The organism is Streptomyces sp. NRRL S-118 (genome assembly GCF_000716335.1).
In the GTDB taxonomy this organism is placed as follows: domain Bacteria; phylum Actinomycetota; class Actinomycetes; order Streptomycetales; family Streptomycetaceae; genus Streptomyces.
Window position 1 is genome coordinate 495,609 of sequence record NZ_KL591002.1, and the last position, 16,133, is coordinate 511,741.

13 protein-coding genes are annotated in these 16,133 nt (G+C 70.8%); 7 read left to right on the top strand and 6 right to left on the bottom strand.

The features are described from left to right. Positions 1-33 precede the first annotated feature (33 nt). Positions 34-795: an SDR family NAD(P)-dependent oxidoreductase gene (locus IH00_RS0105720; protein ID WP_031070247.1), complete on the top strand. Its 762-nt coding sequence runs from the start codon at positions 34-36 to the stop codon at positions 793-795. A 13-nt stretch (positions 796-808) separates the two neighbouring features. On the opposite strand, the gene IH00_RS0105725 is transcribed toward IH00_RS0105720, so the two are convergent. Then, positions 809-1,213, bottom strand: a complete 405-nt coding sequence (locus IH00_RS0105725) for a VOC family protein (protein WP_031070249.1) — start codon at positions 1,211-1,213, stop codon at positions 809-811. 553 nt (positions 1,214-1,766) lie between these two features. Between IH00_RS0105725 and IH00_RS0105730 the strand changes: the two genes are divergently transcribed. Beyond that, positions 1,767-2,927, top strand: coding sequence for an alkaline phosphatase PhoX (locus IH00_RS0105730; RefSeq protein ID WP_031070251.1), 1,161 nt, complete (start codon positions 1,767-1,769; stop codon positions 2,925-2,927). Here IH00_RS0105730 and IH00_RS0105735 read toward each other — a convergent pair. The 3 genes from IH00_RS0105735 to dusB form a co-directional block, all read right to left on the bottom strand. Then, complete coding sequence (locus IH00_RS0105735; RefSeq protein ID WP_031070253.1) at positions 2,897-3,937, bottom strand: ArsR/SmtB family transcription factor; 1,041 nt, start codon at positions 3,935-3,937, stop codon at positions 2,897-2,899. The genes IH00_RS0105730 and IH00_RS0105735 overlap by 31 nt on opposite strands. Before the next feature lie 555 nt (positions 3,938-4,492). Then, positions 4,493-7,204 (bottom strand): pyruvate, phosphate dikinase, encoded by a 2,712-nt coding sequence (gene ppdK, locus IH00_RS0105740; RefSeq protein ID WP_031070255.1) that lies wholly within the window; start codon positions 7,202-7,204, stop codon positions 4,493-4,495. 450 nt (positions 7,205-7,654) lie between these two features. Further along, entirely contained in the window at positions 7,655-8,794 is a 1,140-nt protein-coding gene (gene dusB, locus IH00_RS0105745; protein ID WP_039946279.1) for a tRNA dihydrouridine synthase DusB, read from the bottom strand. 57 nt (positions 8,795-8,851) lie between these two features. Here dusB and IH00_RS0105750 point away from each other — a divergent pair, with 57 nt between their 5' ends. Then, a complete protein-coding gene (locus IH00_RS0105750) occupies positions 8,852-10,273 on the top strand; it encodes an MFS transporter (RefSeq protein ID WP_031070260.1) in 1,422 nt (473 codons plus the stop codon). A gap of 383 nt (positions 10,274-10,656) precedes the next feature. On the opposite strand, the gene IH00_RS0105755 is transcribed toward IH00_RS0105750, so the two are convergent. Then, on the bottom strand, positions 10,657-10,836 hold the full coding sequence (locus tag IH00_RS0105755; protein WP_031070263.1) for a DUF6243 family protein: 180 nt from the start codon (positions 10,834-10,836) through the stop codon (positions 10,657-10,659). Positions 10,837-11,089: 253 nt separating this feature from the next. Between IH00_RS0105755 and IH00_RS0105760 the strand changes: the two genes are divergently transcribed. Beyond that, entirely contained in the window at positions 11,090-12,109 is a 1,020-nt protein-coding gene (locus IH00_RS0105760) for an aldo/keto reductase (RefSeq protein ID WP_031070265.1), read from the top strand. A 43-nt stretch (positions 12,110-12,152) separates the two neighbouring features. Beyond that, positions 12,153-12,740 (top strand): TetR/AcrR family transcriptional regulator, encoded by a 588-nt coding sequence (locus IH00_RS0105765; protein ID WP_031070267.1) that lies wholly within the window; start codon positions 12,153-12,155, stop codon positions 12,738-12,740. Between the two features lie 111 nt (positions 12,741-12,851). On the opposite strand, the gene IH00_RS0105770 is transcribed toward IH00_RS0105765, so the two are convergent. Further along, positions 12,852-14,234, bottom strand: a complete 1,383-nt coding sequence (locus IH00_RS0105770; RefSeq protein ID WP_031070269.1) for a glycine--tRNA ligase — start codon at positions 14,232-14,234, stop codon at positions 12,852-12,854. A 144-nt stretch (positions 14,235-14,378) separates the two neighbouring features. Between IH00_RS0105770 and IH00_RS0105775 the strand changes: the two genes are divergently transcribed. Next, positions 14,379-15,341, top strand: coding sequence for a metal ABC transporter substrate-binding protein (locus tag IH00_RS0105775; protein ID WP_031070270.1), 963 nt, complete (start codon positions 14,379-14,381; stop codon positions 15,339-15,341). A 23-nt stretch (positions 15,342-15,364) separates the two neighbouring features. After that, positions 15,365-16,132 (top strand): metal ABC transporter ATP-binding protein, encoded by a 768-nt coding sequence (locus IH00_RS0105780; RefSeq protein ID WP_107064405.1) that lies wholly within the window; start codon positions 15,365-15,367, stop codon positions 16,130-16,132. The last annotated feature ends 1 nt before the right edge of the window (position 16,133 follow it).

Consider the following 16,133-nt stretch of genomic DNA (forward strand, 5'->3'; position numbering starts at 1 on the left):
ATTGGATCGTTCGGTCAAAAAAGAGGAGACACCATGTCCGCACCGCGCTTCACCGGCACCACCGCTCTCGTCACCGGGGCCGGCACCGGTCTCGGCCGGGCCGTCGCCCGCGCCTTCGCCGCCGAGGGCGCCTCGGTGGCCGTCGCCGGACGCACCGCCGCCACCCTGGACGAGACCGTCGCCCTGATCGAGAAGGACGGCGGCACGGCCGCCGCCTTCACCGCGGACGTGAGCCGCGCCGACGACATGCGCGGCCTGGTGGAGCGGACCGCCGCCCGCTTCGGCGGCCTGGACGTGGCGGTCAACAACGCCGCCGTGCTGCGTGGCGAGGGAAGCGCGGCCGCCGACCTCGACCCGGCCGACTGGCAGGCCATGCTCGACATCAACGTCACCGGGGTGCTGTACGCGCTCCAGGCCGAGATCGCCCACATGCGGGCACACGGCGGCGGCGCGATCGTCAACATCAGCTCCACGCTGGGCGCCCACGTCCGCCTGCCCGGCATGGTGGGCTACGCGGCGAGCAAGGCCGCGGTCGCCGCGCTGACCCGCGCCGCCGCCCTGGACCACGCCCGGGACGGCATCCGCGTCAACCTCGTGAGCCCCGGCGCCTCCGACGCCCCGATGTCCCTGCGGCCGGGCGAGACCCACGAGGAGCGGGCGGCCCGGCTCACCAGCCCGCTCGGCCGACTCACCTCCGCCGAAGAGGTCGCCGCCGCCGTGCTGTACCTCGCCTCACCGGCGGCGGGGTCGGTCCTCGGAGCCGATCTGGTCGTGGACGGCGGCGTCGCGGCGTGACGATCCCGCGGGCTCAGCCCTGGACGGCCGAGGGGTCCATCCACATGACCTCCCAGAGGTGGTGGTCGGGGTCCTGGAACGAGCGACCGTACATGTAGCCGTAGTCCTGGGGGTCGTTGGCCGGTGAGCCGCCGGCCGCCAGGGCCGCGTCGGCCAGCTCGTCGACCTTCTCGCGGCTGTCGGCGCTCAGCGCGATGATCGCCTCGGTCGAGGCCCGGGCGTCGGCGATCTCCTTCTTGGTGAAGTCCTTGAAGCGCTCCTCGGTGAGCAGCATCGCGAAAATGGTGTCGCTGAAGACCAGGCAGGCGGCGTGCTCGTCGGTGAACTGCTCGTTGAAGGAGTAGCCGAGCTTGCCCCAGAAGGCCTTGGAAGCCTCCAGGTCCTTCACGGGCAGGTTCACGAAGATCATCTGAGGCATGTCGTCCATCCGTTCGGTGTGTTTGCCATCGTGCTGTCGAGGGGTGGACCCGGCCCCCACCGAAAACTCATCGCTCCCTGGAGGAAACCCTCGGGAAAAATCTCCCTCACTTTGCGGCCCCCCGCACCCGGACCCGGGGAGTGTCCGCGAAGCAGCGTCGTCCGCCCGCGGGGCGAGGCCGGACGCCGGTCGGCGTGGCCGCACCAGACTCGCGGACGCGGTCGCCGCGTACAAGGTGGTCCGGCGGGAGCGGAAGCGGAGCTGAAGACCCCGCGGGAGAGCTGACGGCCCGCGGACCGGGCGCGCCGGCGCCCGACCCGGGCCGCGGAGCCGTTGGGGCACCAGTGGTCCACGACAGCAGGTGTGACGCGAGGGGCCAGCCGGGAACCGGTCGGCAACGGCCGGATACCGCCCGGTCGCTGGGGTGTCCGCCGCTTCCGCTTCACCGGCTGTTGATGCACCGTCAATGCAGGACTCCTAGGTTCCCCGAAGCGCGCCAACCCCGTCCGCCGTCCGGCGGCGGGACAGCCACATCCCCCTCCTGGAGTGACAAGTGGAACGTCGCAGTTTCCTGCGCGGAGCGGTCATCGGCGGCACGGCCGCCGCCTTCGGGTTCACCCTCATGGAAGGCGCGGCCTACGCGGCCCCCGCCCAGCCGGGCGCGGGCCCGTACGGAGCGCTCGGCGCCGCCGACGCCAACGGCATACGGCTGCCCAGCGGCTTCACCAGCCGGGTGATCGCCCGGTCCGGACAGCGGGTCGGCTCCACGTCGTACACGTGGCACAACGCGCCCGACGGCGGCGACTGTTTCGCGGACGGCACGGGCTGGATCTACGTCTCCAACTCCGAGATCTCCTCCACCGGCGGCGCGAGTGCGATCAAGTTCTCCGCGACCGGCGCGATCACCGGCGCCTACCGCATCCTGTCCAACACCAACCGCAACTGCGCGGGCGGCAAGACGCCCTGGAACACGTGGCTCTCCTGCGAGGAGGTCGACACCGGGTACGTCTACGAGACCGACCCCTGGGGCGTGAACGCCGCGGTGCGCCGTGCCGCCATGGGCCGCTTCAACCACGAGGCCGCGGCCGCCGACCCGGTCCGCAAGGTGATCTACCTGACGGAGGACAAGTCGGACGGCTGCTTCTACCGCTTCGTCCCGGCGACCTGGGGCAACCTGTCCTCCGGCACCCTCCAGGTCCTGGTGGCGGGCACGGCCACGTCCGGCTCCTTCACCTGGCAGAACGTGCCCGACCCCGACGGCTCCCCGACCGCGACCCGCAGCCAGGTGGCCGCGGCGAAGAAGTTCAACGGCGGCGAGGGCTGCCACTACGCCAACGACACCGTCTGGTTCACCACCAAGGGCGACAACCGCCTCTGGCAGCTGAACCTCACCACCAACACCTACGAACTCGCCTACGACGACTCGCTCGTCCCCAGCGGCACCGCCCCGCTGACCGGCGTGGACAACGTCACCGGCTCGTCCTCCGGCGACCTGTACATCGCGGAGGACGGCGGCAACATGGAGATCTGCGTGGTCACGCCGGACGACGTGGTCGCGCCGTTCCTGCGGATCGAGGGCCAGACCGGCTCGGAGATCTGCGGACCGGCCTTCTCGCCGGACGGCAGGCGGCTGTACTTCTCCAGCCAGCGGGGTACGACCGGCAGCTCCTCGGGCGGCATCACCTACGAGGTGACGGGTCCGTTCCGCGCGTAGCGACGCCGTCGCTGCTGGCCCGGCTGGGCGCCGCCGTGCAGGAGGGCGGCGCCCAGTGGTGTGAGCGTGTGCAGCACGGAGCTGCCCTGGCGCAGCGTGACCACGAGCCCCGCCTCACGCAGCACCCCCGCGTGCTGGCTGGCGGAGGCGAGCGAGACGCCCGCGCGGCGGGCCAGTTCGCTGGTCGTGCCGCCGTGGCCGATGGCCTTGAGCACGGCACAGCGGGTGTGCCCGACGAGCCGGCCCAGCGACGACTCCCCGCCGGAGCCGACCGGCTCGCAGGCGGCCGGCGCGTCGCTGTGCGTGACGGGGTAGACCAGCACGGGCGGCAGGTCCGGGTCGCGGTAGACGACCGGGGTCCCCCGGCAGAAGAACGACGGCTGCAGCAGCAGCCCCCGCCCGTCCAGGCGCAGGTCCCGGTCGGCCGGGTAGTCCGCCTCCAGCACGGGCGAGCGCCAGCGCAGCGTCGGCGGCAGCGACGCGAGCAGTTCGTCGGCCCCTCCGTCGAGCAGGGCCCTGCCCCGCACGGCGCGGTCGGCCTCCACGCGGGACTGGATGTACGTCCAGTAGGGCTCGATCGCCGCCCGGTGGTAGCCGCGCAGGGCGCCCAGGAGCCGGCTGAAGGGCTGGGAGCACCCCTCGGTGAGCCTGCCGGCCCAGTTGGGCAGGGGCGCCGCGCCGGGCCGCGAGGCGGCCAGCAGGGCGAGTTCGCTGTGGATGCGGGCCGGCGGGGTCTCCCGTACGGCCTCCAGCGCCGCGTCGAGGCCGTGCAGCCCCTCCGGCGGGGTCAGGAAGTCCGGGAAATAGCCCCGCTGCGGGACGAGTGCACCCAGCAGCCTTGTTTCACCGTTCAACCGGGTCCGGGTTTGGGAGCGCCATTCTCCGTAGACCAGGGCGCCGCGGCGGTCGCGCAATCGATGAAAGCTGAGAATCGTTTCCCACAACACATCAGGCCGGGCCGCCATGCGGACCCCCGCAAGGTCCGCCCCGGTGAAATGTATACGTAGCACTGAACCCCCACCTGTTGCATCCGCAATCACCCCCCACCACTGAGTATGCATGCCATCACAGGACGTCACCACGGCATTTCAGCCACAGTTGAAACGCATCGCGGAGTCAGGGTGTAAACCGAAAAGCTGTACGCCGTCGGACGGGAAACCTTCAGGACCGAGGTGACGCGCTGAAGACCGTGGGGGGCTTCGCGCGTCCGGCGGCGGTCCGGGGAGGTTGCGGCTCTCCTGTCCGGCAGGGGTAATGGGGCGCGGTCGGCGGGTGGGGATCCGGTGGCCGCGCTCCGCCCATTCTTTGCGGCATGAATGGCGCAATTCGAGCGGACACCTGAAGTCCGCCCTTCAACAGCCCAGAATTCAACCGGCACCCGGGACGAAATATGACGGGGCGGACACCTCCGCACAAGGTGTCCGCCCCGTCTCTCTTGCACCCCGGAGCCGCCGCCGCGTCGGTGAGGGTCGGTGTGACCGACGGGGCTCCGGTGGCTTTCCCGGAATACCGACCACGCGGTATTCCGTAATATCCGGGTACCTGCGTGACAGGTACCCGCGCCGTCAGCGGCTGTCGCTGCCCGAGGACTGCGCCGCCGCCCGGCCCGCCTCCAGGCGCGCCACCGGGATGCGGAACGGCGAGCAGGAGACGTAGTCCAGGCCCACCTCGTGGAAGAAGTGCACCGACTCGGGGTCACCGCCGTGCTCGCCGCACACGCCGAGCTTGATGTCCGGACGGGTGGCCCGGCCGGCCTGGACCGCGCTGCGCACCAGGGCGCCGACACCGTCCTTGTCGATGGTCTCGAACGGGCTGACGCCGAAGATGCCCTTCTCCAGGTACGCGGTGAAGAAGCTGGCCTCCACGTCGTCCCGGGAGAAGCCCCACACCGTCTGGGTGAGGTCGTTGGTGCCGAAGGAGAAGAACTCGGCGCACTCGGCGATCTGACCGGCGGTCACGGCGGCGCGCGGCAGCTCGATCATCGTGCCGAGCGCGAGCTTGAGCTCGACCCCGGTCTGCGCCTGCACCTCGGCGATGACCTGCTCGGCCTCGTCGCGGACGAGCTCCAGCTCCTGGACGGTGCCCACGAGCGGGATCATGATCTCGGCGCGCGGGTCGCCCTTGGCCTCGATGCGCTCGGCCGCGGCCTCGGCGATCGCCCGCACCTGCATGGTGAACAGGCCGGGGATGACCAGGCCCAGGCGCACGCCGCGCAGACCCAGCATCGGGTTCTGCTCGTGCAGCCGGTGCACGGCCTGGAGGAGGCGCAGCTCGTTCTCGTGCGGCTCCTTGCGGGCCTCGGCGAGGGCGACGCGCACCGACAGCTCGGTGATGTCGGGCAGGAACTCGTGCAGCGGCGGGTCCAGCAGGCGGACCGTGACGGGCAGGCCGTCCATCGCCTCGAAGAGCTCGACGAAGTCCTGCTTCTGGAGCGGCAGCAGGGCCTTGAGGGCCTCCTCGCGCTCCGTGTCCGTGTCGGCGAGGATGAGCCGCTCGACGTACTGGCGACGGTCGCCGAGGAACATGTGCTCGGTGCGGCACAGGCCGATCCCCTGGGCGCCGAAGCGCCGCGCCCGCAGGGCGTCCTCGGCGTTGTCGGCGTTGGCCCGTACGCGCAGCCGGCGTACCCGGTCCGCGTACGCCATGATCCGGTGCACGGCCTTGACCAGCTCGTCGGCGTCGTCGGCACCCGCGTGCATCCGGCCCTCGAAGTACTCGACGACCGGGGACGGCACGACCGGGACCTCACCGAGGTACACCTTGCCGGTGGAACCGTCGATGGAGACGACGTCGCCCTCCTCGACGACGTGCCCGCCGGGGACGGTCATCCGGCGCCGCTTGGTGTCGACCTCCAGCTCCTCGGCGCCGCAGACACAGGTCTTGCCCATGCCGCGGGCGACGACGGCCGCGTGGGAGGTCTTGCCGCCGCGCGAGGTCAGGATGCCCTCGGCGGCGATCATGCCGTCCAGGTCGTCCGGGTTGGTCTCGCGGCGGATGAGGATGACCTTCTCGCCGGACCGGGACCACTTGACGGCGGTGTAGGAGTCGAAGACGGCCTTGCCGACCGCGGCGCCCGGCGAGGCGGCGATGCCGCGGCCGATCTGCTCGACCGAGGACTTCTCGTCGAAGCGCGGGAACATCAGCTGCGCGAGCTGGGCGCCGTTGACGCGCTGGAGCGCCTCGGCCTCGTCGATGAGGCCCTGGTCGACGAGTTGCGTGGCGATGCGGAAGGCGGCACCGGCGGTGCGCTTGCCGACCCGGGTCTGGAGCATCCACAGCTGGCCGCGCTCGATGGTGAACTCGATGTCGCAGAGGTCCTTGTAGTGGTTCTCCAGCGTCTCCATGATCTGCATCAGCTGGTCGTACGACTTCTTGTCGATCGACTCGAGGTCGGCCAGCGGCACGGTGTTGCGGATGCCGGCGACGACGTCCTCGCCCTGCGCGTTCTGCAGGTAGTCGCCGTAGACGCCCTGGTGGCCGGAGGCGGGGTCGCGGGTGAACGCCACGCCGGTTCCGGAGTCCGGGCCGAGGTTGCCGAAGACCATGGAGCAGACGTTGACCGCCGTGCCGAGGTCGTGCGGGATGCGCTCCTGGCGCCGGTACAGCTTGGCGCGGTCGCCGTTCCACGAGTCGAAGACGGCCTTGATGGCGAGGTCCATCTGCTCGCGCGGGTCCTGCGGGAAGTCGCGCCCGGCCTCGGTCTTGACGATCTTCTTGAAGCCCTTGACGAGCTTCTTCAGGTCGCCCGCGTCGAGGTCGGTGTCGACCGTGACCTTCTTGGCGGCCTTGGCCTCCTCGAGCGCCTCCTCGAAGAGCTCGCCGTCCACGCCGAGCACGGTCTTGCCGAACATCTGGATGAGGCGCCGGTACGAGTCCCACGCGAACCGCTCGTCCCCGGCCTGCTGGGCCAGGCCCTCGACGGACTTGTCGGAGAGTCCGATGTTGAGGACGGTGTCCATCATGCCGGGCATGGAGAACTTGGCGCCGGAACGGACGGAGACCAGAAGGGGGTTGTCGGCCTGGCCGAGCTTCTTGCCCATCTTCTTCTCGAGGGCGTCGAGGTGCGCGGTGACCTCGTCCCGCAGCTCGACGGGCTCGTCGCCGCTCTCGAGGTAGACCTTGCAGGCCTCGGTGGTGATGGTGAAGCCGGGAGGCACGGGGAGACCGAGGTTGGTCATCTCGGCGAGGTTGGCACCTTTACCGCCGAGCAGGTCCTTCAGGTCCTTGTTGCCCTCGGTGAAGTCGTACACGAACTTCTGATCTTTGTTTTCCGACACGGGTCTCGACTCCTCGAGGACTCGGTGGCTGCCCTGACGGCGAGGAACATACCCAGATCGAAGGCTTCTGGGTACGTACGCTTACCCGTCATACGGCCTTAACCACCCGTCCGCCAGCAGATCGCAGGTAACTGACTGGTAGCGAAACGGGGCTCCGACCGTTCATCCTCCGAATGCCGTTTGACCGAAAACTGGCCCTAGGCGCTCACATGAGCGGACCTCAAGGCAAGTGAGTTCAAGGCTTGAACACAGAAAGGGTGGCACTGAGTGCCACCCTTTGAAAAGTGCAGTCGTCCGTCGCGCGCTCATATGAGCGCAACCCCTATCAGGGGTGGCGAGAATCACGCCGTCCGAACCAGCCGTATTCCAGCATCCGGACCGTCCCGGCCCGCTGGCGAGACCCCTTCCGCGGGGCTTCCGCCGGGGCGGCCGGAGGCCCGTCGTCGCACGTCAGCCGCCGGATGTGTCCAGTTCCGCCTCCGCGCCGACGACCGCCGCGCAGTCGTACGGATCCTTCAGCCAGCCGTCCGGGAGAACCACCCGGTTGTTGCCCGAGGTCCGCCCGCGCGGCCCGTCCGCACCCACCGGCCAGGCCTGGTCCAGGTCGAGCTCGCTCAACTGAGCGCGCAGCTCGTCCAGCGACGACGTGACGGCCAGCCGCTTGCGCATCTCGGAGCCCACGGCGAAGCCCTTCAGGTACCAGGCGACGTGCTTACGGAAGTCGATGACGCCCCGCGCCTCGTCCCCGATCCACTCCCCCAGCAGCTGCGCGTGCCGCACCATCACGTCCGCGACCTCGCGCAGGGTGGGTGTCGCCGGCGCCCCGCCGCCCTCGAAGGCCGCGACCAGGTCGCCGAAGAGCCACGGGCGCCCCAGGCAGCCGCGGCCGACCACGACGCCGTCGCACCCGGTCTCGCGCATCATCCGCAGCGCGTCGTCCGCGGACCAGATGTCGCCGTTGCCCAGGACCGGGATCTCCGGGACGTGCTCCTTGAGCCGGGCGATGGCGTCCCAGTCCGCCGTCCCGCCGTAGTGCTGGGCAGCGGTGCGCCCGTGCAGGGCGATCGCCGTGACGCCCTCCTCGACCGCGATCCGCCCCGCGTCCAGGTACGTGATGTGGTCGTCGTCGATGCCCTTGCGCATCTTCATGGTGACCGGCAGGTCCCCGGCGTTGCCCACGGCCTCGTTCAGGATGGCCCGCAGCAGCGGCCGCTTGTACGGGAGGGCGGACCCGCCGCCCTTGCGCGTGACCTTGGGCACCGGGCAGCCGAAGTTCAGGTCGATGTGGTCCGCGAGGTCCTCGTCGACGATCATCCGGACCGCCTTGCCGACGGTCACCGGGTCGACCCCGTACAGCTGGATCGACCGGGGCTTCTCCGTGGCGTCGAAGTGGATCAGCTGCATGGTCTTCTCGTTGCGCTCGACCAGCGCCCGCGTCGTGATCATCTCGCTCACGAACAACCCCTTCCCGCCGCTGAACTCGCGGCACAGGGTGCGGAAGGGGGCATTGGTGATGCCGGCCATGGGGGCGAGCACCACCGGCGGCTGCACGACGTGCGGCCCGATGGCGAGAGGACTGAACGCGGTCATGCCCCCCATTGTCGCCCACTGCCGGAGAGGGTCGTTAGTTAGGCGTACTTTGAATGCATGGCCGAGCTCACCCACCGCCGACGGCTGCTGATCCTCGCGATCTGCTGCATGAGCTTGCTGATCGTCAGCCTGGACAACACCGTCCTCAACGTGGCCCTGCCCTCCATACGCCGTGAGCTCGACGCCGGCGTGGCGGGGATGCAGTGGACGATCGACGCCTACACGCTCGTCCTGGCCTCGCTCCTCATGCTCGCCGGCTCCACCGCCGACCGGATCGGCCGCCGCAAGGTCTTCGCCACCGGACTGGTCCTCTTCACCCTCGGCTCGGTGCTGTGCTCCCTCGCCCCGAACCTGACCGCCCTCGTCGCCTTCCGCATGGTGCAGGCCGTGGGCGGCTCCATGCTGAACCCGGTCGCCATGTCGATCATCACCAACACCTTCACCGAGCCGCGTGCGCGGGCCCGCGCCATCGGTGTCTGGGGCGGTGTCGTCGGCATCTCCATGGCGGCGGGCCCGCTGGTCGGCGGCGTCCTCACCGACACGGTCGGCTGGCGCGCGATCTTCTGGCTCAACGTCCCGATCGGCCTCGCCGCCCTGCTGCTCACCCTCCGGTACGTCCCCGAGTCCCGCGCCCCGCGCCCGCGCCGCGTGGACCCGGTAGGACAGCTGCTGGTCATCGTGCTGCTCGGCTCGCTCACGTACGCGATCATCGAATCGGACCTCCGCGTGGCCGCCCTCGCCGCGCTCGCGCTCCTCGCCCTCCTGGTGTACGAGCCCAGACGCCCCGAGCCCCTGATCGACCTGCGGTTCTTCCGCAGCGCGCCCTTCAGCGGAGCCACGGTGATCGCGGTGTGCGCGTTCGCCGCGCTCGCGGGGTTCCTGTTCCTCAACACCCTCTACCTCCAGGACGTGCGGGGCATGGACGCCCTGGAGGCCGGGGTGTACACGCTGCCGATGGCGGCGCTGACCTTCGTCTGCGCACCCCTGTCGGGACGGCTGGTCGGCAGCTTCGGCCCTCGCCCGTCGCTGCTGATCGCCGGGGTGGCGATGACCGCGTGCGGGGTGCTGTTCGCCGCCTTCGACGCGGAGAGCTCCACGCCCCTCCTCTTCACCGGGTACGTGTTCTTCGGACTCGGCTTCGGCATGGTGAACGCGCCGATCACCAACACGGCGGTCGCCGGCATGCCCCGGGAGCAGGCCGGTGTCGCGGCGGCCGTCGCCTCCACCAGCCGGCAGATCGGGCAGACGCTGGGCGTCGCGGTCATCGGCGCCGTACTGGCCCACGGGGTCTCGGCGGCCTTCCGTACCGAGGACTTCGCCGCAGCGAGCCGCCCGGCCTGGTGGATCGTCGCCGCCTGCGGCCTGAGCGTCCTGGTGGTGGGCGCGGCGACGAGCGGCGCCTGGGCCCGCGGCACGGCGGAACGGACGGCCCGCCGGTTCGAGGAGGACCCACGCCCGCCGGCCCGCACGACCCACTGACGCGCACGCGCGCCCGCCCACCGGCCGCAGAACCCCTGACGAGCGCACACGCCCACACCCACCGGCCCGCGGCACCGCCCGACGAGCACGCGCCCACCGGAACGCCCCACCTCCGGACGAGGCACGCGCCCACACCCACCGGCCCGCGCCGGGGCCCGTACGTACGGGTGCCGGAACGGCGAAGGCCCGGACCGCCCCGCGAGGGGGTGATCCGGGCCCTGCCCGTGCGCCGTGCGACATATCGCCGTGCGCCGTTCCAAGGGACGGCCGTCGCGGTCACCGTCCGGGCGGCCGACCGGAGCCGGTCGGCGTCCCGCGAGAGGCGGGCCGTCCCGGGTCGGCCGGGCCCGCGCCGCATGGCGCGGACGGGTGTCCTGCCGCGGTCAGCTCTCCTGCTGCTGACCCTGGGCCCGCTCGCGCATCCTGCGCAGCAGCTCCTGCTTCTGGTCCTCGGCCGCCTTGCGGTCGGCGGCGCGGGCGGGGGCGGAACCCTGCTGGTCCCCCTTGGACAGCTTCCGGCGCTGTCCGCCGACACCGAGGAGGTTGTTACGGCTCTTGGCCACGGGTGTTCTCCCATCGTGCTGAGTCGATCGCATGGTCTGACGGGGGAGGGCGGGCGTCGCAGCAACCCGCCGCACTCTCACTCGTAGATCTGGAAGAGCCACATGGCCCCGACGTTAACCGGCACGGCGGCGTTCCGCATCAGGTTTTCCGGCGCACCTCTCACCTCGTCACGACTGACAGATATTGAAATCTGTCAGTCGACATCACATACTTGTCGTGCGTCCCCCGTCCGTCCCGCCCCAGGAGAGACCCATGACCTCCCGCACCCTCCCCTCCCGCCCCCTCGGCACCACCGGTCCCCGCGTCTCGGCCCTGGGCCTCGGCTGCATGGGCATGTCCGCCCTGTACGGCGAGACCGACCGCACCGAGTCGATCGCCACCCTCCACGCCGCCCTCGACGCCGGCGTCACGCTGCTCGACACCGGCGACTTCTACGGCATGGGCCACAACGAGCTGCTGATCAACGAGGCGCTGCGCACCGCGGGCCCCGCGGCCCGCGAGCGGGCAGTCCTGAGTGTGAAGTTCGGGGCCCTGCGGACCGTCGAGGGCGGCTTCACCGGGTACGACGGCCGGCCCGCCGCGGTGAAGAACTTCGCGGCGTACTCGCTCCAGCGTCTCGGCACCGACCACATCGACGTCTACCGGCTCTCCCGGGTGGACCCCGGCGTACCGGTCGAGGAGACCGTCGGCGCCATCGCCGAGCTGGTCGAGGCCGGGCACGTGCGGCACATCGGCCTGTCCGAGGTCGGCGCCGACACGCTGCGCCGGGCCGCCGCCGTGGCGCCGATCGCCGACCTCCAGATCGAGTACTCGCTGGTCTCGCGCGGCATCGAGGACGAGATCCTGCCGGCCGCCCGCGAACTGGGCATCGGCATCACCGCGTACGGCGTGCTCTCGCGCGGCTTGATCAGCGGCCACTTCACCCGCGACCGCGCGCTCGCGCCCGGCGACTTCCGCGGCATCAGCCCGCGGTTCCAGGGGGACAACCTGCACCGCAACCTGGAGCTGGTGGACCGGCTGCGCGAGGTCGCCGAGCAGCGGGGCGCCACCGTCGCCCAGACCGCCATCGCCTGGGTGCTCGCCCGGGGCGAGGACATCGTCCCGCTGATCGGCGCCCGCCGCCGCGACCGGCTGGCCGAGGCGCTCGGCGCGCTCGACCTCCCGCTCACCGCGGACGACCTGGCCGCCGTCGAGCAGGCCGTCCCGGCGGACGCGGTGGCCGGCGAGCGCTACCCGGCGGCCCAGATGGCCCACCTGGACAGCGAGCGCTGACCCCGGGACACCCCCCGGCCCCGCCGGGGTACCTTCACTGTCCATGAGCACCGATGCCCTGACGCCCGACCGGATCCTCGAAGCCACCGAGGAGGTGCTGCGCCGCTACGGCCCCGGCAAGGCGACGGTGGTCGACGTGGCGCGGGCCCTGGGGGTCAGCCACGGCAGCGTCTACCGCCACTTCCGCACCAAGGCGGCGCTGCGCGAGGCGGTCACCGAGCGCTGGCTGGAGCGGACGGTGACCGAGCTCGCCCCCTTCGCCGAAGGGCCGGGCCCCGCGGCCGGGCGGCTCACGGACTGGCTCTCGGCGCTGTTCACGGCCAAGCGCCGCAAGGCGGGCGGCGATCCGGAACTGTTCGCGACGTACGAGGTGCTGATCGGCGAGGCCAGTGACGTGGTGGCCCGCCATGTGGAGCACCTGGTCGGGCAGCTCGCCCGGATCCTCCAGGACGGCCACGAGCAGGGCGAGTTCGCGGACCCCGGCACCGGCTGGACCACCACGGCCCGCGCGGTGTTCGACGCCACGGACCGGTTCCACGACCCCGTGCACGCCGCCGACTGGAGCGACCCGGGCATCGATGACGCCTTCGAGGCGGTCGTCGCCCTGCTGCTGCGCGGCCTGCGCCGCTGAACGGCCTCCCCCGGCCGGCGAGAGGGCACTGCCCCGCTCCCGCGCCCGTCCCCGTGCGCACCGAAGCCCCCGGCTCCTCTCGGAGAACCGGGGGCTTCGGCGGTGCGGGACTCAGCAGCCGATGAGGCGGCTCGCGAGGTAGCCCTGGATCTGGTCCAGGGAGACGCGCTCCTGCTTCATGGTGTCGCGCTCACGCACGGTCACGGCGTTGTCGTCCAGGGTGTCGAAGTCGACGGTGACGCAGAACGGCGTGCCGATCTCGTCCTGGCGGCGGTAGCGGCGGCCGATGGCGCCGGCGTCGTCGAAGTCGATGTTCCAGTTCTGCCGCAGGTCCGCCGCGAGGCCCTTGGCCTTCGGGGAGAGCTGCGCGTTGCGGGAGAGCGGCAGCACGGCGACCTTGACCGGCGCGATGCGGTGGTCGAGGCGCATCACGGTGCGCTTCTCCATGACGCCCTTGGCGTTCGGGGCCTCGTCCTCGATGTACGCGTCGAGCAGGAAGGCCAGCATGGTGCGGCCGACGCCGGCGGCGGGCTCGATGACGTACGGCGTCCAGCGCTCCTGGGCCTCCTGGTCGAAGTAGAGGAGGTCGTTGCCGGACGCCTTGGAGTGGGCCTTCAGGTCGTAGTCGGTGCGGTTGGCGACACCCTCGAGCTCGCCCCACTCGCTGCCGCCGAACTGGAAGCGGTACTCGATGTCGGCGGTGCGCTTGGAGTAGTGGGAGAGCTTCTCCTTGGGGTGCTCGTACCAGCGCATGTTCTCCTCACGGAGACCCAGGCCCGTGTACCAGTTCCAGCGCTGCTCCATCCAGTACTCGTGCCACTGCTCGTCCTCGCCCGGCTTGACGAAGAACTCCATCTCCATCTGCTCGAACTCGCGGGTGCGGAAGATGAAGTTGCCCGGAGTGATCTCGTTCCGGAAGGACTTGCCCATCTGCGCGATGCCGAACGGCGGCTTCTTGCGCGAGGTCTGCAGCACCTGTCCGAAGTTGGTGAAGATGCCCTGCGCCGTCTCGGGGCGCAGGTAGGCGACGGAGCCGGAGTCCTGGGTCGGGCCGAGGTGCGTGGAGAGCAGGCCGGAGAACTGCTTGGGCTCGGTGAAGGTGCCCTTGTTGCCGCAGTTGGGGCAGTTGAGGCCGGCGAGGCCGTTCTCGGGGAGGCGGCCGTGCTTCTCCTCGTACGCCTCCTCCAGGTGGTCGGCGCGGAAGCGCTTGTGGCAGGAGGTGCACTCGGTGAGCGGGTCCGTGAAGGTGGCGACGTGGCCGGAGGCCTCCCAGACCTCGGGGGCCAGGATCACCGACGAGTCGAGACCGACCACGTCCTCGCGCGAGGTGACCATGTAACGCCACCACTGGCGCTTGATGTTCTCCTTCAGCTCGACACCCAGCGGCCCGTAGTCCCAGGCGGCCTTCTGGCCGCCGTAGATCTCGCTGCAGGGGTAGACGAAGCCACGGCGCTTGCTCAGGCTGACGATGGTGTCGATCTTGTCGGCGGCCACGGTGCTCTCTTCATTACGGTGACGACGAACGGCGAATGCTTCAGATTAGCGGCGCGCAGGGCCCCGGGATCAAATCGGTGGGTGGCTGGGGCCACATACCACCTTTGTTGACAATCGTTTCCAGTTTTGTTGAAAATGAATCCCATGAACGTACGACGCCGCCTGATATCCACCACCGCCCTCGCGGCCACCGTGACCCTCGGCACGGTCACGCTCTCCGCCTGCTCCGGCTCCTCCGGCGCCGCGGGGTCGAAGGAGGACGGCAAGCTGGACGTGGTGGCGTCCTTCTACCCGATGCAGTTCCTGGCCGAGCAGATCGGCGGTGACCACGTCGACGTCACGACGCTCACCAAGCCGGGCGTCGAGCCGCACGACCTGGAGCTCAAGACCAGCCAGATCCGCGAGCTCGGCCGGGCCGACTACATCCTCTACCTCAAGGGCCTCCAGCCCGCCGTCGACGAGGCGATCCAGCAGGCGGGCGTGAAGAACACCGTCGACGCGGCCGGCCTCACCTCGCTGGAGGAGCACTCCACCTCGACCGGCGGCCACGAGGAAGGCCACGAGGAGGGCCACGAGCACGAGGCCGGGAGCGACCCGCACATCTGGCTGGATCCGGTGAAGTACGCCGAGGTCGCCAAGGGCGTCGGCGCCTCCCTGGAGAAGGCCGACCCCGACCACGCCGCCGACTACAGGAAGAACACCGCGGAGCTGGTGAAGAAGCTCGACGCCCTCCACGGGAAGTTCGACCAGGGCCTGAGGAACACCACCACCCGGACCTTCATCACCACGCACTCCGCCTTCGGCTACCTCGCCGAGCGGTACAAGCTGGACCAGGAGGGCATCTCCGGCGTGGACCCCGAGTCCGAGCCGAGCCCCGCCCGGATCAAGGAGCTCCAGGCGACCGCGAAGAAGGAGAAGGTCACGACCGTCTTCTTCGAGACGCTCGCCAGCGACAAGACCGCCAGGACCCTCGCCGGGGACGCCGGTCTCAGGACGGACGTCCTCGACCCGCTGGAGGGCATCACGGACAAGTCCAGGGGAACCGGCTACATCGAGGTGATGGAGTCCAACCTCGCCGCGCTGCAGAAGGCCCTCGGCGCCAAGTGACACCCCATGTTGGAGGCAGCGACGTGAGCAGCAGCGAGCCCGTCATATCCGTCCGCGCGGCCACCGCCACGCTCGGCTCCCGTCCTGTGCTGCGGGGCGTCGACCTCACCGTGCACCGCGGTGAGGTCGTCGCCCTGCTCGGCGCCAACGGATCCGGCAAGTCGACCGCCGTCCGCTCGGTGATCGGCCAGGTCCCGCTCACCGGCGGGTCCGTGTCCCTCTTCGGCACGGAGCTCCGGCGCTTCCGCGAGTGGGCCCGGGTCGGCTACGTGCCGCAGCGCACCACCGCCGCCAGCGGCGTGCCGGCCACCGTCCGCGAGGTGGTCTCCTCCGGACGCCTGTCGCGTACGAAGCTGAGGTGGCCCTCCAGGGCGGACAAGGCGGCCGTGGAGCGCGCCATCGAGCTCGTCGGGCTCGCCGACCGCGCCAGGGACTCGGTGAGCGCCCTGTCCGGCGGCCAGCACCAGCGCGTGCTGATAGCCCGGGCGCTCGCCTCCCAGCCCGAGTTGCTGATCATGGACGAGCCGATGGCGGGCGTCGACCTGGCCAGCCAGGAGATCCTCGCCTCGACGCTGCGCGAGCAGGTCGGGGCCGGGGCGACCGTCCTGCTGGTGCTGCACGAGCTGGGCCCGCTGGAGCCGCTGATCGACCGCGCGGTCGTCCTGCGGGACGGCTGCGTCGTCCACGACGGGCCGCCGCCCGAGGCCGTGGGCCAGCACGCCCTGCCCGGCCACGACCACGTACATCCGCACGCGGCCGACGAGCCGCTCCGCACGGGACTGCTGACCTGAC